Origin of the sequence: Acinetobacter sp. Z1 (assembly GCF_024296945.1) — a bacterium.
In the GTDB taxonomy this organism is placed as follows: domain Bacteria; phylum Pseudomonadota; class Gammaproteobacteria; order Pseudomonadales; family Moraxellaceae; genus Acinetobacter; species Acinetobacter beijerinckii.
Genome location: NZ_CP101115.1, coordinates 1,112,799 through 1,134,274 on the forward strand (window position 1 = coordinate 1,112,799; position 21,476 = coordinate 1,134,274).

The window sequence follows — 21,476 nt, forward strand, 5'->3', positions numbered from 1 at the left end:
TTACTTTCGACCTCTTTTCAATTTTTTGAACCTAAATAATTTTTTAAAAATGATAACCGATTTTTAAACCATAGCCGACTGCATGATTATCTTTAAAATCAGCTTGTTCTGCTAAAGCTTTAACTCCATCAACAGGCAAGTAATAGGTACCATCCTCAGCAACTACATCACCTAACCAAAAATACTTTACGCCACCTGCAATAAAGTAATTCGGTGCGGGATTAAACTGTACGCCTAGACCAATACCCCAAGCACCTTTGGTCGGATTTAATGTTGATGCTGGATTTCCAGTACCCTAATCCCAACTGACTTCAGTTGAAGCGCTCCATTTTTCGGTAAATTGATGTCCAAGCCCCAAGTTCACGCTCCATTGATCTTTTTGATAACTGTCTAAGTCAAAGCCACCTGTATAACTTCCTTCACTGATTAAGCCTGTTAAATATTCGGTAATTGCTCCAAATTGCGTTGGTCGAATATGAAAGTCTTTCCAATTGACCCAACGAATATTGGTATAGGCGAGCGTATCTTTATAAACACCTGTTTGAAAATCCAAATTGACCGATTGAGGAGTCGTGATTTTAGTTTTATTTGCTGTTGTGAATGTAATTGGCTCACTCAACATCGTTTCAGTGACTTGCATCTCATGATCGATTTTAGAGCGATAAGTCACTGCTGCTTTTAATGCAATTTCAGGGATTTGATAACTTAACCCTGCTAACCATCCGACAGCATGATCTTGTTTAAATTTTGCATCATAGCCATTAAATGCTTCACCATATGAGTTGCCACGTAAGGCTACATCGCCTTTAACAGATTGATAGATTGCACCGCCGTAAAGTTGAAAATGATTAAACGGACTCACTCCCAAAATTATACTGACACTTTCAGTATCGACATTCACTGATGTTCCTTGCTGAGTGAATTGATTATCTGAAAAGGTATTATTCGATTGAATTGGATAAGCGATATCTGCCATAAAGGGTTGATCATAAAGTACACCAAAGCTGAATCGATCATTCAATTGTAGTTTCAGCGCAGCACTATAATATTGAAAGCTATTGCTCATATTTCCTGAGCGAAGATTTTGCGAGTCATTGGTCAGTTCGGGGCGGTTACGGATTTTTCCTGAAATATCAGGATCGACTGCAGTGGCATTCGCTTCAACATAGTTTCCATTTTCCAAAAAGGGTAAAATCGATTGACCTGATTGATCTAGTGCCGCTGCATGGTTGAATGTGCTTGCGTATATCCCACATATTCCGATTACAATTGGATTGAGCTTCATCTTTATCATCCTTGTAAAATCATGTTTTATTCTTAGCTGTACTCTTTTTATCAAAGTCATTTTCTAACTCCCATCCGAAAGAAAGTGTCATGACCTTGTTTGAGTGAAACATTTTTTTAAATGATGAAATAGGGTTACAAATGATGAATATGGGGGGCTTATCGGTCAAATGATTAGAATTCGGTGATTAAAAAACCCTGTGATTGTGCACAGGGTTTGCTATTTCAAATCAGCATTTATTGTTTAACGATCAGCACAGGGATATGTGATTCTGTTAAAACTGCGCGAGCCACACTGCCGAGTAATAAACGCTTAACACCAGTACGACCATGAGAACCCATTACAATTAGATCAGCACCCACTTCATCGGCAACAAAAATAATTCCTTCGCTTGCTGAACCGTGATAAATCTTGGTATTGACTTGAATACCGTCTCTGACAAAGGATTGCGAAATATCTTGTAGTTGCGTTTTGGCGTGTGATTCAGCTTGCATAAAATAATCTGTAATCGCTGGCGCAACCTGATAAAAATCTACACCGACAAATGGATCAACAGCAACCACACTCAGAATAGTGACTTTTGCCCCTGAAAGTTTTGCCAATGAAAGAGCGTGCTCGACAGCAGCATAAGAAATTGGAGAGTCGTCGACTGGAACTAAAATATTTTGATAAGACATATTTACTCCTTATAGTTTATCGTTGTAAAAAATAAAAGTACTTTAAGTTGATAGCACATTGAGCTGCTGCTAGCAAATTAGACTATGATCAAAAACTTGTGATAAAACAGAAAATAACCTAGAAATAATAGAAATATCTTAGCAAAATAGCGCACTAGGAAAATCTCTGTATTTTTGTAATTTAATTCTAATGATAAAAGAATAGGAAGCTCTGTGTTACTCAGTTTAGAAGCGTTTAAACAACAAAAATTCGATCAAGTTGCTGCCAAAATTATGGATGATCCAGAAAGTTATTTGGCTTTTGAGTCCGTTTCAGATTTCTATAAGTCAATTTGGTTAGATGAATTTCCGCAAGGTACAACATGGTCTGCAACCGGCTTAGATGATGGTGCAGAGCAATTTTATGCAGTGATCGAGTATGGTGATCATTATCTCTATATCAGCCGTACAGATCGAGTAACGGTCAAACTAGGTATGCGACATCATTACAATAAAAATGATTAATCCGAGCAGTCATCCATTTTTGTTTAATCTTTTTTTTACATTTAAACGAGAATGATATACTTTTGCGTAATGATCAAATCCTAATAAAACGAAACGGAAATTTTAAAGATGGCACATCAATTTACGGTTAATGAAACAATTCATGGTGTTTCGATTGAAGATTTTGCACGTTTAGTCGCTCAAACATCATTGCATGAAGCAGTATGTAAGCGCATTCCTGGGGAAAACCTAGAGATTATTGAATCGAATATCAATGGTGATATTTACACATTACGTCGTGAATATAACCTTGATGTGAGTATTCCTGAGGTTGCAAAAAAATTATTAAAAAATGCATTCCGCTTAAAACGTTCAGATGTAACGCATCTCAAAAATTTAACCTCGACTGTCGAATTAGGGGCTAATTTGCCTTTAGAAGCGAAAGCGGAACGTAAAGTGACAGGAAATAGCGAAAAGGTTGATATTTCATTAACTTGGACTGTAAAAGTTAAAGTACCTTTGATTGGTGGCATGCTTGAAAAACATGCTGAAGGTGAAATTCGTAAATTCAGCCAACTTGAAATCGAAATCGTTGAGGATGAATTAAAAAAACAACTCTGATTTTTAATTGACTTGAAAAACTCTCCAAATTGGAGAGTTTTTTAATTTAGAAACGAAGAAAATAGGGGGCGATGGATAGAATGATGCCAATTACACTGATCATGGTGGTGCTATCAATAAAATAAGTAAAAAACATTAATGCTAAGCCACAAACTAAGGGCACGGTCATCTTTTGCTTTTTCCCATAAATAAAATAGCCTAAGCCAATTGAACTAAAAATTACGCCTAAAAAGAGTTGAGTTGCATTCATGCCAAATATCACGCTTTATTTTTATGCTACATACTTTATGACAAGATTCTTAAATGAAAATTATGGAAGCTGATGTAAATATCAAATAGTATGATATTCACTGAACGGTCAAAAATTATAAGGTCAACTGATGAGTGTGATTTTACCTGTAGCACAACGTGGCGAAGGCATTTTACAACTAAAAGCTGCTCCGATTGCAGCAACTGAATTTAATAGTGAATGGTTAATCCAACTTGCTTCTGCGATGCATGCAACTATGTTAGAGCGAAACGGGGTAGGGATAGCCGCACCACAAGTTTATATATCTAAACGCGTAATTATTGTGGCATCTCGATCTAATCCGCGTTATCCCGATGCACCTGAAATGGATGCCGTGGTGATGATTAATCCTGAAATTTTAGAATTTTCGCAAACAACTTGTTTAGGCGAAGAAGGCTGTTTGAGCGTACCGAATGAACGTGGGCAAGTTGAACGTGCGCAGGCAATTAAAGTCCGATATTACACTTTACAAGGTGAAGTCATCGAAACAGTATATGAAGGTTTTCCTGCGCGAATTGTACAGCATGAAGTCGATCATTTAGATGGCATTTTATTTGTAGAACGATTAGCTTAGCCCTGTTTAATCAGTTTTTGAAAAATTTGAATGAGACTAAAAAATAAAATACGTGATTGTGAAATTACAATACTAGTCTCGTGATTTTAAAATCATTACAAAAGATATAATTTTAATATTATCAACACTCTGTACTATAAAAGTGATAGTTAATTATAAATTTATACATTTTAAGGTTACTCATTATGCAAACCCCACTTCCTGATTATCTAGCGCATGTAATAGAGGCGTGTGACATAGATAACAGCGGACATCTAGCTGATTATATTCCTGAGTTAGCCAATGCAAATCCCAATCGGTTGGCTTTAGCAATGTCGACGGTAGATGGCGAAATTTATTCAGTTGGGGATGATGATATTGAATTTACCATTCAATCGATGTCTAAACCTTTTACATATGCCTATGTGTTGCAACAACTTGGCATTGATGCCGTATTGGATAAAGTTGGAGTAGAACCTTCGGGAGAAGCGTTTAATGAGATTTCATTGGGCAATGATCGCCGTCCCAAAAATCCGATGATTAATTCAGGCGCAATCACGACACATTCATTGATTCCAATTAAAGATGATTTGGAAAGTGCAGAAATTTTACGTCAATTTATGAGTGCGCTTGCAGGGCGTGAACTACGTTTTGATGATGCAGTTTATGAATCTGAGGTGAAAACAGCTTATCGGAATCTTTCTATCGGTTATATGCTGAGGACAGTTGGTATTTTAGAAACTGACCCTGTGGATATTGTGAATGGTTATATTCGCCAATGTTCGATTTTGGTCACGGTGAAAGATCTTGTACGGATGGGGAGTGTACTTGCCAATGGTGGTGTTGATCCAAAGACAGGAAAACGATTGTTGAATCGTTCTGTGGTTAGACAAGTGCTCAGTGTAATGATGAGTTGTGGTATGTATGATGCTGCTGGTGATTGGCTCTCTACGGTTGGAATTCCTGCCAAAAGTGGCGTGGCTGGCGGGATATTGGGTGTGTTACCAGGGCAAGTGAGTATTGCCGCATTTTCTCCAAAGTTAGATGAGCATGGTAATAGTGTTCGTGGTATCGATATTTTAGAGCGACTATCACGAGATATGGGTTTGCATCTGATGGAGGGCACGCCTTCTGCACAAACGATTGTTCAGAGTCATTATCGAACTGGAAAAGATGCTTCATTGAGTGTGTATGTACTTCGAGGTGTATTGAAATTTACTGAAGCTGAAATGTTATTGCGTATCCTACAAGCTGAGCCGATGGATCAAAGCACTATCGTGATTGACTTAACTCAGATTTCAATTATTCACGATGTTGGTAAACGTATGTTTTTAGAGGGTATTGATCGCTTGATTGATGATGGTCATACCTTGCTTTTGGTTGATCCTGAGCAACGTTTAGATCATGCACGAACTCATAAGGATCGAACACTACATGTTTATCAAGATATTGAAGATTTAATTGCACAACTAAAGGATGCTGAAAAATAAGGGAACTTAAATTTCACCAGCCCTAAATTGCTGCGGTGTTTTCCCCAAATGCCGTTTAAACATTGCACTAAAAGCACTTGGATTGGTATAACCCAGTGCTTCAGAGATTTGAGCAATCGATTCACCATTAGAAATCTTACTAAGGGCATGAGCGATATGCATCTGTTGAATCCATGCGCGATAAGACAGCCCCGTTTCTTTTTGAAACATACGCATTAAGGTTCTTGAACTTGTACCAATATCATCTGCCCAATCAGTTAAATCTTTTGAGTGATTTGGAGAATGTAGTAGTTGTTGACAGATTTTCAATAATCGTTTGTCTTTGGGCCAAGGAATTTGAATGCTTAATAAATTGGCTCGATGAATTTCTTCAAAAATTAAAATTTGCAAAGCCTCTGAAATTTCTTGAGAAGAAACAATATTGGGAGGGTCGATTTGTGTAATTTGATTGAGCCGAATCAATAACTCATGAAGCAAATTACTGACTCGAATAATAAAACATTCTTTGCCCATTAATGCTGCGGCACTCACTTCAACGAGGGCAGTATTTAGCTTGACGTGACTCAGTGAAATGACGCTGTGTTCAACATTTGCAGGAATCCATAACGCACACATCGGCGGTACTAGCCAGACATTATTAGGTGTGAAAACTTGGATGTTTCCCATTGAAGCGTATAAAAACTGTGCTCTGCTATGAGTATGTGTAGGTGTAAGCTCACGATAGGTATGTTCTGAGGACAGTCCAATCACCAATTCAGATTGATCGGACTGAATAAGAGAATCATGCATATATCACTCTAAATTTTGTCACTTATACGATGATTATTGGAAGATAACTTTATAAGCGACAATTTACAATAAGCACCTTATCTAAAAATATTGGAGTTTTTCAGATATGACGTCTTCAATACAGTTGAAAGATGGCATTGCTGATACCGTAGCAAATGATCAGCCGCAAGGTATGATTATGAAGGTTGTAGGTGCAGTCGCTTTTGCACATTTACTTAATGATTTAATTCAAGCAGTTTTACCCGCTATTTATCCCATGCTTAAAGCAAACTTTGCACTCAGTTTTGCGCAAGTCGGGCTGATTTCCTTTGTGTATCAGATTACGGGTTCGCTGCTTCAGCCTTGGATTGGACTTTATACTGATAAACATCCAAAACCTTATCTATTGCCATTAGGAATGATGGTGACATTGTGCGGTATTTTACTACTCGCATTTTCTCCTAGTTTTACCGTATTGTTGCTTGCATCAGCACTCATCGGCGTAGGTTCTGCTACCTTTCATCCTGAAGCTTCACGTGTGGCGAGAATGGCATCGGGTGGACGTTTTGGTACAGCTCAATCGACCTTTCAGGTTGGCGGTAATACAGGCACTGCAATTGGACCATTATTGGCTGCTTTAATTATTGTACCTTTTGGACAACATGCGGTTGCATGGTTGGTGGTATTTTCACTATTAGCGATTTGGGTTTTGTTTGGAGTAAGTCGATGGACGATTAGCCATGCAAAAAACTCATTTTCGGCCAAGGTTAATCAAGCACAAACCAAGTTGCATGGTCGCCAATTAATCATTGCTCTAACTACGATTAGTGTGTTGATGTTCGCCAAATTTACTTATATTGCGAGTATCAGTAACTATTTTACTTTTTATTTGATTCATAAGTTCCAGATTAGTCTTCAAACGGCTCAATTACATTTATTTGTGTTTCTGGCAGCTGTTGCTTTAGGTACTTTTGCAGGTGGACCGATTGGCGATCGAATTGGGCGTAAAGCGGTGATTTGGGTGTCTTTTGTAGGGATGGCGCCGTTTGCTTTGATGATGCCGTATGCCAACTTATTTTGGACAACTGTTTTGTCAGTGATCACAGGTTTAGTGTTGTCATCTGCTTTTGCTGCAATGGTGGTTTATGCTCAAGAGGCTGTTCCGGGGCGTGTTGGTATGATCTCAGGTTTAATGTTTGGCTTGATGTTTGGTGTCAGTGGTATTGCAGCAGCAGGGCTTGGGCATTTGGCTGATGTGAACGGAATCGAATGGGTATTTGGTTTATGTTCACTCTTACCTTTGCTTGGTTTTGCAACGGTCTTTTTGCCAAATACAAAAGCTAAATAGCTCGTTCATATTTAAGTCTCTCAGTTCTGAAGAATTGAGAGACTTTTTTATTTGAGATATTTTGAATGAGTTCAACTAAAAGTGAATTAGGTTTTGTAAATTAAAATAATTTTCGGCAAATTAATAATTTTAAAGATGGTAAATTGATGCAACCCTATAACAAAAATTTAAAACAGCCATCTCGTGATTTACGAAATAATATGACTGATGCTGAGCAACTGCTATGGCAAAGAATCAGACGTAAACAGATTTTAGGATTGCAGTTCTATAGACAGAAGCCAATTCTAAATTTTATTGTGGATTTTTATTGTCCCAAAGCAAATTTAGTTATTGAATGTGATGGTGGGCAGCACTATACAAAAGAGGGATTGGAGGCTGATCAGAATCGAGATCAAACTTTAAGTGAGTTAGGCCTTATAACTTTAAGATTTAGTAATCATCAGATTTTGACTGAGATTGATGCTGTGGTGGAGAGGATTTATTATGTTGTTGAGCAAAGGTTAGAACTTGTCAAATTAGAATCCCCCTAAATCCCCCTTTGAGAAAGGGGGACTTTCCGTGAATTTGATGGTGGTATTGTTTCGCGGAGTTCCTCCCTTTTTTAAAGGGAGGTTAGGAGGGATTATAAATTTCCTTCGTATATTTTTTTAGCCTCTACTGCTTTGTCTAGTTTTCGATGAATAAGAGAAATCATTGATAAAATATCAAGAGCATCTTGTTCATTGATTTCCCATGTTATTTTTGGAGCATGCGCTGTAGTGTTTCTAAAAGTTCCAAAAACCCCTTTTAATAAATTCATAAATCCTTTTTGTTCGCTTTCATGACTTTCAGTTGTTAGGTTATTTAAGGCTAAATAAGGAATTTTACCTTTATATGAAAAAGCATGATCTACTAATTCCGAACCGTCAGTAGTTAAGTTAGTTCTTGTTCTAATTTTTTCTGCAATACTTTTAGTTGCTTCAAATACAGCATGAAAATAATTATCGACAAGTAATTCAGCTTTGCAAAAAGTAAGGATGTCAGAATGAATTTTTCGGTCTAATAATGTTTTTCTTAAATTTTGAGCTCGTTCCTCAGCTTCAGAAAAAGTTTTTACTTTATCGGTTGCTCTAATCTCACCACATTCAGTTAGTTCAAAGCCTTCAAATGACAATACATAATTTAGTTCGGTTCTTATATTTTTAAACCATTCTTTTCTATGGATGTGTCGGGATGGGCGTAGAACATATTTGATAAATGCTAGGACATTGTTGGAACAGCGATCTTCACTTTGCTTGAGACTAAGAGCATCATACAAACGTTTCCATTTTGTAGAGTTTAATTGTGGGTCTTTGATACCTGTTTCAGCAAGATATTTGGAAATTTCAGTTCCTGAAATCCCATTATTTGTATCACCCAAAATTTTACAAATACTTTCTAGGCTACCAAGATCAATATTTTTAATTATTGCCATCATTTACTTTAATTTTTAAGGATGGGTATATTCTAAGTATATGTTTTTGGAATATCAATTCAATCCCTCCCAACCTCCCTTTGAAAAAGGGAGGAGCTGTCACGTAATTCATTTGATACGCAAAAGTTCCCCTTTTTTAAAGAAGGTGAGAAGCATTGCTTCGCAAGGGGAGATTAATTAAACAATCGAATCATCCAAATTCGGTGCTAACCAACGCTTCGCTTCATCCAATGTCCAGCCTTTACGCTTTGCATAATCCTCAAGCTGATCTTGAGAAATTTTGCCCACATTAAAGTATTCACTTTCAGGGTGTGAATAATAGAAACCACTCACCGAAGATGGCGGCATCATCGCAAAGTGTTCAGTCAACTTGGTACCAATCTTCGCTTCCGAACCTAACCAGTCAAATAACACTGCTTTTTCAGAATGCTCAGGACAAGCAGGATAACCTGGTGCAGGACGAATACCGACATACTTTTCTTTGATTAGTTCTTCATTGGCCAAAGTCTCATCGGCTTTATAGCCCCAAAATTCTTTACGAATGCGTTCGTGTAAATGTTCTGCAAAAGCTTCTGCAAAACGATCAGCCAAAGACTGAACCAAGATTGCTGAATAATCATCACCTTTGGCTTTATATTCATTTGCCAACTCTTCAGCACCAAAGATCGATACAGTGAAACCACCGAGATAATCAGTATTCTCTTTAGAAGTACTAATAAAGTCTGCCAAAGATAAATTCGGTTTGCCTGTCACTTTGTCAGATTGCTGACGAATATGCTCAAAGGTATGTGTAACACTTTGACCAGATTCATCAAACACGCTGACTGTATCCGCGCCTGTACGTTGTGCAGGGTATAAACCAAATACAGCACGGGCATCGAAACGATTATTCTCGATAATGTCTTTCAGCATCGCTTGCGCTTGGTTATATAAATCAGTGGCTGCTTCACCCACAACTTCATCTGTCAGGATTTTCGGGAATTTACCTGCCAAGCTCCAAGAGATAAAGAATGGTGTCCAGTCAAAATATTCAACCAAGGTCGCCAATGGATAATTGGTAATAACTTGCGTACCTAAACTATTTGGAATCGGTGGGACATAGTTGTCATCCACCTTAAAACCATTTTCAATCGATTCGGCATAGCTAAGTTTTGCAGCTTTCGGTTGCTTGTTGGCTAAACGTTCACGAATCTTGGCATATTCAGCGCGATGCTCAGCAATAAAGTTGCCACGCATTTCTTTAGAGAGCAGGGTCGTTGCAACACCGACCGCACGAGAAGCATCAGCCACATAAATCACGGCATCATTTGAATATTGCGGATCAATTTTGACTGCGGTATGTGCTTTAGAGGTAGTTGCACCGCCGATCAATAAAGGAATATCAAAGCCTTTACGCTGCATCTCTTTGGCAACAAACACCATTTCATCCAAAGACGGGGTGATCAAACCAGATAAACCGATGATGTCACATTTTTCATCAATCGCTGTTTGCAAGATTTTTTCCGCAGGTACCATCACGCCAAGATCAACAATGTCGTAACCATTACAACCCAACACCACACCTACAATATTTTTACCAATATCGTGTACATCACCTTTTACGGTTGCCATTAATACACGACCCTTAGATTGTGCATTACCTTTTTCGGCTTCGATGTATGGATTCAACCAAGCCACTGCTTGCTTCATCACACGCGCAGATTTGACCACTTGTGGTAGGAACATTTTGCCCGAACCAAATAGATCACCAACGACATTCATACCATCCATCAATGCGCCCTCAATCACATCAAGTGGACGTTTTGCTTTTAAACGCGCTTCTTCGGTATCTTCATCAATATAAGTAGTGATGCCTTTGACTAAGGCATATTCAAGACGTTTTTCTACCGACTCATTGCGCCATTCAAGGTTTTCAGCTTCACGCTGTGCGCCACTATGACCACGGAACTTTTCCGCTACTTCAAGCAGTTTTTCTGTCGCGTTTTGACCTGACTCACCTTGGTTTTGATTCAGAACAACATCTTCGACCGCTTCTTTCAGTTCTTTTGGAATATCGTCGTAAATCGCCATTTGACCAGCATTCACGATCCCCATGGTCATGCCTTGTTTAATGGCATGATAAAGGAATACTGAGTGAATCGCTTCACGTACAGGTTCATTACCACGGAATGAGAACGAAACGTTAGAAACGCCACCTGAAATCATCGCATGTGGTAGGTTTTGTTTAATCCAGCCAGTTGCTTCAATAAAATCGACGCCATAGTTGTTGTGTTCTTCGATCCCTGTTGCCACGGCAAACACGTTCGGGTCAAAAATAATATCTTCAGCAGGGAAGCCCACTTCATTGACCAAAACATCATAAGAACGTTTACAAATTTCACGTTTACGTGCAGCCGTATCGGCCTGACCTGTTTCATCAAAGGCCATCACAATAATCGCAGCACCATACTGGCGGCATAGGCGTGCTTTTTCGACGAACTCGTCATAACCTTCTTTTAAGGAAATCGAATTGACGACGGGTTTACCTTGAACGCATTTTAAACCTGCTTCAATAATTTCCCATTTTGATGAGTCAATCATGATCGGCACACGAGAGATATCAGGCTCAGATGCAACCAGATTCAGGAAATGCACCATTGCACCTTGCGAATCGAGCATCCCTTCATCCATGTTAATATCGATGATCTGTGCACCAGCTTCCACTTGTTGTTGTGCAACTTCTAGAGCTTCGGCAAATTTCTCTTCACGGATAAGGCGTAGGAATTTTTTTGAACCCGTAACGTTGGTACGTTCACCGACATTGACGAATAGTGAATCATCATAAATGTTAAATGGTTCTAACCCACTTAAACGACAGGCAGGTTTGGTTTCAGGGATTTGACGCGGCTTGATATCTTTAACTGCATTATAAATGGCACGGATATGATCAGGCGTTGTACCACAGCAACCACCCGTGATATTGATCAGACCACTTTCGGCAAACTCTTTAATGAATTCCGCTGTTTGTTCTGGGGTTTCGTCATATTCACCAAAGGCATTTGGTAAACCTGCGTTTGGATGCGCAGAAACAAAAGTATCAGCAACATCAGAAATCGTTTTAACGTGTGGGCGCATCGCATCTGCACCCAAAGCACAGTTAAAACCAATCGAGAGTAAATCACCGTGGCGCACCGAGTTCCAAAAAGCTTCTGCTGTTTGACCTGTTAAAGTACGACCCGATGCATCGGTAATCGTACCTGAGATCATCAATGGCAGTTCATGACCAAGTTGCTTGAATACTTCTTTAACTGCGAAGATTGCAGCTTTACAGTTCAATGTATCAAATACAGTCTCGATCAAGATGATGTCAGCACCACCTTCGATCAGGGCGTGTGTTGCCTCAATATAGTTTTCTTTTAATTCGTCAAAGGTAATGTTACGAAAAGCTGGGTCATTTACATTGGGTGAAATAGAACAGGTGCGAGATGTCGGACCGAGGACACCTGCAACAAAACGAGGCTTCTCTGGGGTCGAGTATTTTTCACATGCTGCTTTAGCTAAGCGTGCCGCTTCACGGTTGATCTCTGGAACGAGGTCTTCCATGTGATAGTCTGACATTGAAACACGAGTGCCGTTAAAGCTGTTGGTTTCAATAATATCTGCGCCAGCATCTAAATAAGCTTCATGAATGCCTTGAATAATCTGCGGCTGGGTTAAAACCAATAAGTCGTTATTGCCTTTTAGATCTGATGCCCAATCTGCAAAGCGTTCACCACGATAATCTTCTTCTTCTAGTTTATGGCGTTGAATCATGGTTCCCATTGCACCGTCAATAATCAGAATGCGTTGAGTAAGAAGAGATTTTAGGGTGGCAAGCGTGGACATAAGGAACCCCAGTAGATAGTCAATATAAAAAGCAGGGGCATTGTAACAGAAGCTACGATAAAGCGCGTATTTTAAGCACGAGTGAGTGGTGATTCATCAGTACACATTTTAAATGTCATAAAACTTTCATCAAAGTGCAATAATTCGTCTTAATAATGGTCATAGTAAAAGCTCATCAGATGAAATATGACAAATAAATTTCATATTTTGGTGCGTTTGTTGCAAATTCAGACAAACAGTTATTGAGAAGTTTGTTTTATTTTAATTTATTGTTTTATATGGTTTATTTTTAAATTTAGGGTGAATTTTTGCTAGAAAAACACAAGATAATTTCAAAAAAATATGAAATTTAGCCTTTATATGACAAGTCGTTGTCATATAATTGTCACAATTTAATTAAACAATACAGGGGATTTTACTATCCTCTAACCGTCTACATGAATTCAAATCTTCCTCCTGCTTCGGATTCACCGCTTGCCAGCTCTACGGCAAAATCGACGAATGTACATGTACCAACACCGAAATTTTTCATGCCGGTGTTTTTGACAATTATTGTTGCAACACTTATTTATATTGGTTTTCAGGTCAGTGCTGATCTAGCACATGTACCGCCATTGAGTTTGTACTCTGTCATTCTTTTATCGACAGCTCTTTTTATTGCACTCGCTTTTGAGTTTGTAAATGGTTTTCATGACACTGCAAACGCTGTTGCAACTGTAATCTATACAAATGCATTACCTGCACCAGTTGCTGTAATGTGGGCAGGTTTCTGTAACTTTTTAGGAGTTATGGTTGCAAGTGGTGCGGTTGCTTATGGCATCATTGCATTACTTCCTGTTGAAATGATTATGAATGTAGGTAGTGGCGCAGGTTTTGCAATGGTATTTGCTTTGCTGATTGCTGCTATTTTGTGGAATTTAGGAACTTGGTTCTTAGGAATTCCTGCTTCAAGTTCACATACATTGATTGGTTCAATCTTGGGTGTGGGCATCATGAATCACTTGTTAAATGCATCAACTGGCGCAACCAGTGGCATTGATATGGATCAAGTGATTAAAGTCGGTAAAGCGTTATTATTCTCTCCACTCATTGGTTTTGCTTTTGCTGCGGTTGTATTTTTATTGGTGAAAAAAATATTTAAAAACCAATTGGAATTATTTCAGCCACCAGAAGGTAATAAACCACCGCCACCATTAATTCGTGCCATTCTAATTTTCACTTGTACTGGTGTAAGTTTTGCGCATGGTTCAAACGATGGTCAAAAAGGCATGGGTTTAATCATGTTGATTTTGATTGGTTTAGTACCGTTGGCTTATTCTTTAAACAAAAGTTTAGATGCTCAACATTTACAGTCATTTGAACAGCTATCTGCTCAAACAGCGACCGTATTAAATGTAAGTCAAAATGAGTTATCTGACGAAAAGTCGCGTGAAGTATTAACGAAATTTATTCAAACCAAAGAGCAAACAGCTGAGGTTGTTCCAGCACTTGCAAGTATGACTGCGCATTTGGGCACTCGTGTTGCAACTTATGGTGATCTGAAAGCGATTCCAGAAGCTGCGGTGAGTGAAATTCGCAATGATATGTATTTAAGTACAACAACGTTTAAGCGTCTGGATAAAGCTGAAGCTTTACCTGCTATGGATACTGCTCAAGCGAAGGTGGTAAAAGAATATCGTAGTAGCTTAGATTCATTCCTTCAGTACATTCCAAATTGGGTGAAAGTTGCAGTTGCATTGGCACTTGGTTTAGGAACAATGGTGGGTTGGAAACGTATCGTAGTTACTGTAGGTGAGCGTATTGGTAAAAACCATATGACTTATGGTCAAGGTATGTCTGCTGAATTAGTGGCGATGAGTACCATTGCTGCTGCTGATGGTCTCGGTATGCCAGTATCAACTACACACGTTTTAAACAGTGCGGTTGCGGGTACTATGGTAGCCAATCGATCAGGTTTAAATTTTGCGACAGTAAAAACAATTCTTTCAGCTTGGGTCTTTACTTTACCAGCAACAATTACATTGTCCGGTGGCTTGTACTGGTTGTTTTTACAATTTGTTGGCTGATAAAATTAGTAGTTTATTGAGTTTCTCGTTTTATGGCTTTGCTTCGGCAAAGCCTTTTTTTATTTGAATAGTCCTAATATCTTCTGCTGAAGTGAGACATAGTTTAGCAAACTGTTTGCTTTGATTAGAGTCATGAGTCATAGCTGAAAATATCTTATTGATTGCTAGGAATAGCAGATAAGTACTTCATGCCAGAGTAGCATTTTGATTCTCTTTGATTGCTGTAGAGCTGAGTTAAATAAAACTATTTTTGTAATATCCAAAAAATACTTTTCAAATTTCAATAAGCTTTATTCCCCAAACGAGGAATATTTTTTAAAAAATTTATCAGCTAGTATGAATCTACCGATCGTGCTTCGGTTGTGCTTAAAACTCAAATAATACTTTCTGATTTTGTTTACACTCAGCCATTCTCGATACTAGAGAGTGGCTTTTTTTATCGTATCTTTCTTTTTAAAAGTGTAGACAATAAAAAAGAGCTATTTAAATAGCTCTTTTAAAAGACCATACGCAATGTTTAAGCTTGTTGAATACCAGCAACAACCCAATCTTGTTGTGAGCCAGCAGGCTTAACAAAGTGCCAAATTTCTGTAAAAGGTTGCGGCAAACTGTTCAAATCCTCGCTTACAGTACCCGTGAAACGCACACTGACAAGGTATTGACCATTTTCAGTCGTGCTTTCAACTACCATAGCATTGAGATTGCTGAATTCTGCTACATCTTGATCTTGGTTCGCCATGATATCGCTGTACATCGAACTATAAAGTTCTGGTGTTAAGTAACGACGAATTTCTTCTACATTATTTGCACTGTTTACCGACTGGATATGATTGAAACGTTGACGTGCAATACGTAAGAATGCAGCAGGTTCAGTACCATCTGGTAATTGGTTGCCACTGCTCATCGAAGCTGAGCCGAAAGGTGCTTGTGTTGCTGTTGATGTTCCACCTGCAACTGACTGACCAAAAATATTGGTGTTGTCACTCGTTTGACGAACAGTTGATTGAGGCGGAGTTTGACGGCCAAAATTATTGTGACCGCCATTATTTGGTGCATATGGATTATTAGCTGCTAATTTTTTTTTTGCGCCGATTTTACGGAATAGGAAGAAAGCAGCAGCGGCAGCGAGTAATACCCAAATCCAGCTTGGGATGCCACCTTTTTCTTCCTGCTGTTGAGCAGCTTGCTGTTGTTCAGTTGAAGTAGGGTTTTTATCATCTGCTAAGGCATTCGCTGCAACAGCACCTACAGCAGCACCAGCTACACCAGCTGCAACCATAGAGCCAACGCCTGGACCTGATTTTTGTGGTGCAGTTTGTTGTTGAGCAGGAGCAGCTTGACGTGATGGTTGATAAGATTGGCTAGATGAATTAGATCTACTCATACCATGACTTTTTCCACCACCTGCACGTTTTGCTTCTGCAAGCGGTGCAGCAACAAGTGTTGCCATTAAAAGAGCTGCCATCAAGCCACGCTGGTGTACTTGCATCGAAAATTCCTATTCAAATTTAATTTGTAAGTGTATTTATGCAGGTATTAAGCATTAATTTCAACTAAAAAAGTATGTTTTTTTATGTCAATTCGTCACTCAATTGCATTGCTTCAGTTAAAGCTTCATGTAAACGTGCAACTGTAATGATTTGAACGCCTTCGATTGCTTTTTGTGGAGCATTCGCTCTAGGTAAAATCACATATTTAAAACCGTGCTTAGCCGCTTCTTTTAAGCGCTCTTGTCCGTTTGGCACAGGACGAATTTCACCTGACAAACCGACTTCACCAAAAACAGCCAATTGTTGTGGTAAGGCTTTACCGCGTAGGCTGGAGGCACAAGCTAGTAATACCGCTAAATCTGAGCCTGTTTCAGTGATCTTCAAACCACCAACAACATTGACGTAAACATCTTGACCCGCAGTCTGCACTCCGCCATGACGATGCATCACTGCAAGGAGCATATTCAAACGGTTTTGTTCTAGACCTAATGCAACGCGTCGAGGTTGTCCATGTGCATCATCGACTAGAGCTTGTACTTCGACTAACAATGGACGAGTACCTTCACGGCTGATCATCACGATTGAACCAGGAATGGCTTCATCGTATCGACTTAGAAAAATTGCGGAAGGATTAGCAACCTCACGGAGACCTTTATCGGTCATTGCAAATACGCCTAATTCATTGACTGCACCAAAACGGTTCTTGACTGCACGAATCATTCGATAACGTGAGTCCGATTGACCTTCAAAATAGAGCACGCAATCCACCATATGTTCTAAAACACGTGGACCAGCCAATGCACCCTCTTTGGTGACATGACCTACAAGGAATAACGCCGTGCCACTATTTTTTGCAAACCGAGTCAGAAGGGCGGCAGATTCACGGATTTGTGAAACACCGCCGGGCGCAGATTGCAGAGTTTCTGTATATAGGGTTTGAATCGAATCCAAAATCGCAACAGCAGGACGTTCGTGTGTTAATACTTCACATATACGCTCGACACAGGTCTCAGCCATGACTTTAAGTGAGTCTGTGGGGAGATCTAAACGTTGTGCACGTAAGGCTACTTGTGAAAGTGATTCCTCACCAGTCACATAAAGCGCTGAGCTTTTTTTACTGGCCATGTGTGTTGCAGTTTGCAACAAGATGGTTGATTTACCAATACCAGGATCACCACCAATCAACACTACAGAGCCTGTAACCAAACCGCCACCGAGGACACGATCGAATTCGCTAATACCTGTCTGTAGACGAGTTTCATGCGAAACCGAGATTTGATTAAGGGTTGTGATATTGGCACTTTGACCAGCATAACCACCGCCCATTTTAGGCTGAGCTCTATGACTAACTGTTGGTTCTAGTCGAACTTCTACTAGACTATTCCATTCGCCACACTCAGAACATTGACCAGCCCATTTAGAATGATCTGCACCACATTGTTCACATCGATAAATAGTTTTAATTTTTGCCATATATAAAATTGAAAAAATTCTGTAAATTGGATAAAAGTAGAGTAATTACGGAAACAAGGTGAAAACCTAGAACTTATTTTCTTCAAAAGGATTAAAGGAAATAGAGCGTTTTTCGTAACTCACTAGTTAAAGGGAAGTGTTCAGAAAAATAACATGATATGTGACTTTTACAAGTAAGATACGATGTGTTTTTTTGATCAATATTTCGTTCGGTTCACTTTTACTATGGAAGGATTTTGAGCATTTGATTATTTATTGTCAGGATATTAATAATCAATGGCATAGATATTGCTCTTGCTCAAACATATGAAAATATAACGTTCGCTATATTTTCAACATATATAAAAAAGGTTGGTGTTTATGAGTGCAGCAGAAATTGTTGATTGGGTAAATAGTATTATTTGGAGCAAAGCTCTGATCTATTTATGTTTAGGTGCAGGTTTATTTTTTTCTGTTTTGACTCGGTTTGTTCAAGTCCGTCAAGTTAAAGACATGATAAGGCTCTTAATTAAAGGAACTTCATCAGCGCAGGGTATTTCATCTTTTCAAGCCTTAGCTGTGTCGCTTTCAGGTCGTGTCGGTGTTGGTAATATTGCTGGTGTTGCAGCCGCAATTGGTTTTGGTGGTCCTGGTGCTGTATTTTGGATGTGGGTGGTTGCATTTTTAGGTGCAAGTACTGCTTATGTGGAATCAACTTTAGGTCAAATATATAAGGTTGAATATCAAGGACAATATCGTGGTGGACCCGCTTTTTATTTTGACAAAGGTCTAGGTCAGCGCTGGTTGGGTATTTTATTTGCGATTGCCGCGATCATTTCATGTGGTTTGTTTTTACCCGGTATTCAAGCAAATGCAGTAGGTAATGCTTTTACACAAATCACAGGCGAAGGTGCGATCGTTTTCGGAAATGTCGGCACTTATAAACTACTCGCTTTAATTGTGATTGTCACATTACTTGCAGTCATCATTTTTGGTGGTATCAAACGTATTGCAAAATTCGCTGAATTTGTAGTGCCATTTATGGCAGCTGGCTATATTGTAATGGCATTAATTATTGTCTTTATCAATATTGATAAACTACCGGGTGTGATCTCATTAATCTTTGCAGATGCTTTTTCACCGATGGCAGGCATTGGTGCTGCAATTGGTTGGGGTGTGAAACGTGGAGTGTATTCTAACGAAGCAGGACAAGGTACGGGTCCTCATGCAGCAGCAGCAGCAGAGGTACAACATCCAGCCCAACAAGGACTTGTTCAATCTTTCTCAATTTATATCGATACCTTATTTGTTTGCTCAGCTACCGCATTTATGATTCTTATTACTGGAATGTATAATGTTCAAGGTACTTTAGAAGCTGGTCAATTTATTGTACAGAATGTTGCTGCAACAGCTGAAATTGGCTCTCCTGCATTTACACAGATGGCAGTAAGTACAGTATTTGGTGGTTTTGGGCAAGTTTTCGTAGCATTAGCTGTGTTCTTCTTTGCATTCACCACGATTGTTGCTTACTACTATATTGCTGAAACCAATATTACTTATTTAAGTTACATTACTAAAACACCTTCTCTTTTATTTCTAACTAAATGTTTTATCATTATTTCAGTTTCATACGGTGTCCTCAGTGCAACTGGGTATATTTGGGGAATTGGAGATATCGGTGTTGGTTTAATGGCTTGGATTAACATCATTGGTATTATCATGACCTACTTCATTTGGAAACCAACCATTAAAGCGTTGAGAGATTATGAAGAGCAGCAAAAAGCAGGCGTTAAAGAGTTTACCTTTGATCCTGTTAAGCTCGGCATTCGTAATGCAACCTTCTGGGAAGAGCGTATTAAAAACAAACAAAAATAAGTATTAAGTAGTCGAAATATAACTCTATATTTCAATAAAAATAAGCAGCGATTATCGCTGCTTTTTTTTTAAAACCTAATAAGTCACAGTATCTGTAAGCGACTTGATTGTATTGTCCTATTCTAGTGCGTATCATCCTATCCAATTTTTATTTCACTTGAAATATTGAGTAATACAGGCAGAAATTGTTGAACTGAAAGCGTTTCAAAAATACGTGTTAAAAAAAGATGCCTAATAATGGTGCAGGTTATTTTGATTCGATTTCAGGTTAACGGACAACAATACTGGAGATTTTTGTAAAATGTCGAATCAAAATCTGAGTGAAGCGACCGATCAAGGCGGACTTCACCGTAGTCTTTCTAATCGACATCTACAGTTGATTGCGATTGGTGGAGCAATTGGAACAGGGCTTTTCATGGGCTCTGGCAAAACCATTAGTTTGGCTGGTCCTTCAATTTTATTCATCTATATGACCATCGGTTTGATGGTGTTTTTTGTTATGCGAGCATTAGGTGAATTACTCTTATCGAACTTAAATTATAAGTCTTTTATTGACTTATCTACTGATCTTATTGGTCCATGGGCAGGCTATTTTGTTGGTTGGACGTACTGGTTATGTTGGGTCACGATTGGTATCGCTGACTTGTCTGCGATTATCTATTATCTAGAATTCTTTAATGGCGGAGAGTCGTTTACTGCTTTAGGTGGTTTACTGATTAGTTCTGTCGCAATTCTTTTTGTACTGGGATTAAACCTTGTCACTGTAAAACTATTTGGTGAAATGGAATTCTGGTTTGCGATGGTCAAAATTACTGCAATTATCGTACTGATATTTGTAGGTTTATGGATGATTTTCACTGGTTTTACTAATACCGCTGGTACAACTGCAAGTATCAGTAATTTGTGGACACATGGCGGCATGTTCCCTAAAGGCTTGGATGGTTTCTTGGCAGGCTTCCAAATTGCTATTTTTGCTTTTGTTGGTGTAGAACTGGTAGGTACAACGGCTGCGGAAACTCAAGATCCAAAGCGTAATTTGCCGAAAGCAATTAACTCAATTCCAATCCGTATCATTATTTTCTATGTTTTGGCATTGTTTGTTGTGATGTGTGTGACACCTTGGGATCAGATTAATCCTAAGGTCAGCCCATTCGTCAATATTTTCTCGCAAGCGGGGATTGCTTCAGCAGCAATTATCATGAATTTGGTGGTGTTATCTTCAGTGATGTCATCGATGAATAGTGGTGTGTTCTCAACGAGTCGTATGTTGTTTGGTTTATCAACGGATAAGCAAGCACCAAAACTATTTGCTCGTTTATCAAAGTCTGCTGTTCCATCTAAAGCGCTGGTATTCTCTTCGATCTGTATCTTTATCGGTGCATTCGTACAGTTTATTTATAAAGTCAAAACAGGCACCAATGATGAAGTAACAGCTTTCACATTGGCAACAACCTTATCTACGATTCTGTTCATCTGTGTTTGGATGATTATTATGTGGAGTTATATTAACTACCGTAAAAATCGTCCTGAATTACATGCGCAATCGACATTTAAGCTACCTGGCGGCGTATTCACTTGTTGGGTTGTGATTGTCTTTTTCTTAGCGACAATTTATTTCCTTGCATTGGATGAAACAACTTTAGAATCATTAAAAGTAAGTCCAGTTTGGTTCATCATCTTAGCGATAGGATATTTCTTTGCGAAAAGAAAATAAATTTGTCAGTTGAAAATAAAAACGCTAACAAGAAGTTGGCGTTTTTTT

Annotated in this window: 16 protein-coding genes and 1 pseudogene; 9 read left to right on the forward strand and 8 right to left on the reverse strand. The window is 38.8% G+C overall.

The features are described 5' to 3' along the window. Positions 1 to 43: 43 nt before the first annotated feature. Together NGC85_RS05115 and NGC85_RS05120 are read right to left on the reverse strand one after the other, a co-directional pair. A pseudogene (locus NGC85_RS05115) lies at positions 44 to 1,285 on the reverse strand (OmpP1/FadL family transporter). A 236-nt stretch (positions 1,286 to 1,521) separates the two neighbouring features. Further along, complete coding sequence (locus NGC85_RS05120; RefSeq protein WP_005055092.1) at positions 1,522 to 1,962, reverse strand: universal stress protein; 441 nt, start codon at positions 1,960 to 1,962, stop codon at positions 1,522 to 1,524. Positions 1,963 to 2,175: 213 nt separating this feature from the next. Here NGC85_RS05120 and NGC85_RS05125 point away from each other — a divergent pair, with 213 nt between their 5' ends. Together NGC85_RS05125 and NGC85_RS05130 are read left to right on the forward strand one after the other, a co-directional pair. Next, positions 2,176 to 2,466, forward strand: a complete 291-nt coding sequence (locus tag NGC85_RS05125; RefSeq protein WP_169109620.1) for a hypothetical protein — start codon at positions 2,176 to 2,178, stop codon at positions 2,464 to 2,466. Between the two features lie 108 nt (positions 2,467 to 2,574). Beyond that, positions 2,575 to 3,066: a DUF2505 family protein gene (locus tag NGC85_RS05130; RefSeq protein ID WP_005062818.1), complete on the forward strand. Its 492-nt coding sequence runs from the start codon at positions 2,575 to 2,577 to the stop codon at positions 3,064 to 3,066. A 46-nt stretch (positions 3,067 to 3,112) separates the two neighbouring features. Here NGC85_RS05130 and NGC85_RS05135 read toward each other — a convergent pair whose 3' ends face one another. Next, a complete protein-coding gene (locus tag NGC85_RS05135) occupies positions 3,113 to 3,316 on the reverse strand; it encodes an amino acid transport protein (RefSeq protein ID WP_254805062.1) in 204 nt (67 codons plus the stop codon). 130 nt (positions 3,317 to 3,446) lie between these two features. Here NGC85_RS05135 and def point away from each other — a divergent pair, with 130 nt between their 5' ends. Together def and NGC85_RS05145 are read left to right on the forward strand one after the other, a co-directional pair. Next, positions 3,447 to 3,929 carry a peptide deformylase gene (gene def / locus NGC85_RS05140; protein WP_254805063.1) on the forward strand — a complete coding sequence of 161 codons (483 nt, stop codon included), beginning with the start codon at positions 3,447 to 3,449 and terminating at the stop codon, positions 3,927 to 3,929. Positions 3,930 to 4,114: 185 nt separating this feature from the next. Then, positions 4,115 to 5,398 (forward strand): glutaminase, encoded by a 1,284-nt coding sequence (locus NGC85_RS05145; RefSeq protein WP_254805064.1) that lies wholly within the window; start codon positions 4,115 to 4,117, stop codon positions 5,396 to 5,398. Positions 5,399 to 5,404: 6 nt separating this feature from the next. On the opposite strand, the gene NGC85_RS05150 is transcribed toward NGC85_RS05145, so the two are convergent. After that, complete coding sequence (locus NGC85_RS05150; RefSeq protein ID WP_005055082.1) at positions 5,405 to 6,187, reverse strand: helix-turn-helix domain-containing protein; 783 nt, start codon at positions 6,185 to 6,187, stop codon at positions 5,405 to 5,407. Positions 6,188 to 6,293: 106 nt separating this feature from the next. Here NGC85_RS05150 and NGC85_RS05155 point away from each other — a divergent pair, with 106 nt between their 5' ends. Beyond that, a complete protein-coding gene (locus NGC85_RS05155; RefSeq protein ID WP_254805065.1) occupies positions 6,294 to 7,514 on the forward strand; it encodes an MFS transporter in 1,221 nt (406 codons plus the stop codon). A gap of 146 nt (positions 7,515 to 7,660) precedes the next feature. Then, positions 7,661 to 8,044, forward strand: coding sequence for an endonuclease domain-containing protein (locus tag NGC85_RS05160; RefSeq protein ID WP_254805551.1), 384 nt, complete (start codon positions 7,661 to 7,663; stop codon positions 8,042 to 8,044). A 92-nt stretch (positions 8,045 to 8,136) separates the two neighbouring features. On the opposite strand, the gene NGC85_RS05165 is transcribed toward NGC85_RS05160, so the two are convergent. Both NGC85_RS05165 and metH read right to left on the reverse strand, forming a co-directional pair. Beyond that, positions 8,137 to 8,970 (reverse strand): TIGR02391 family protein, encoded by an 834-nt coding sequence (locus tag NGC85_RS05165; protein WP_254805066.1) that lies wholly within the window; start codon positions 8,968 to 8,970, stop codon positions 8,137 to 8,139. 174 nt (positions 8,971 to 9,144) lie between these two features. Then, on the reverse strand, positions 9,145 to 12,831 hold the full coding sequence (gene metH, locus NGC85_RS05170; protein ID WP_254805067.1) for a methionine synthase: 3,687 nt from the start codon (positions 12,829 to 12,831) through the stop codon (positions 9,145 to 9,147). A 437-nt stretch (positions 12,832 to 13,268) separates the two neighbouring features. On the opposite strand from metH, the gene NGC85_RS05175 reads away from it, so the two are divergent. Continuing rightward, positions 13,269 to 14,897 carry an inorganic phosphate transporter gene (locus NGC85_RS05175; RefSeq protein ID WP_254805068.1) on the forward strand — a complete coding sequence of 543 codons (1,629 nt, stop codon included), beginning with the start codon at positions 13,269 to 13,271 and terminating at the stop codon, positions 14,895 to 14,897. 517 nt (positions 14,898 to 15,414) lie between these two features. Here the strand turns inward: NGC85_RS05175 and NGC85_RS05180 are convergent. Further along, entirely contained in the window at positions 15,415 to 16,386 is a 972-nt protein-coding gene (locus tag NGC85_RS05180) for a Tim44 domain-containing protein (RefSeq protein ID WP_254805069.1), read from the reverse strand. Positions 16,387 to 16,468: 82 nt separating this feature from the next. Then, a complete protein-coding gene (gene radA / locus NGC85_RS05185) occupies positions 16,469 to 17,860 on the reverse strand; it encodes a DNA repair protein RadA (protein WP_254805070.1) in 1,392 nt (463 codons plus the stop codon). 360 nt (positions 17,861 to 18,220) lie between these two features. Here radA and NGC85_RS05190 point away from each other — a divergent pair, with 360 nt between their 5' ends. Together NGC85_RS05190 and NGC85_RS05195 are read left to right on the forward strand one after the other, a co-directional pair. Next, entirely contained in the window at positions 18,221 to 19,714 is a 1,494-nt protein-coding gene (locus tag NGC85_RS05190; RefSeq protein WP_254805071.1) for a sodium:alanine symporter family protein, read from the forward strand. A 301-nt stretch (positions 19,715 to 20,015) separates the two neighbouring features. After that, positions 20,016 to 21,428, forward strand: coding sequence for an amino acid permease (locus NGC85_RS05195; protein WP_005055064.1), 1,413 nt, complete (start codon positions 20,016 to 20,018; stop codon positions 21,426 to 21,428). The last annotated feature ends 48 nt before the right edge of the window (positions 21,429 to 21,476 follow it).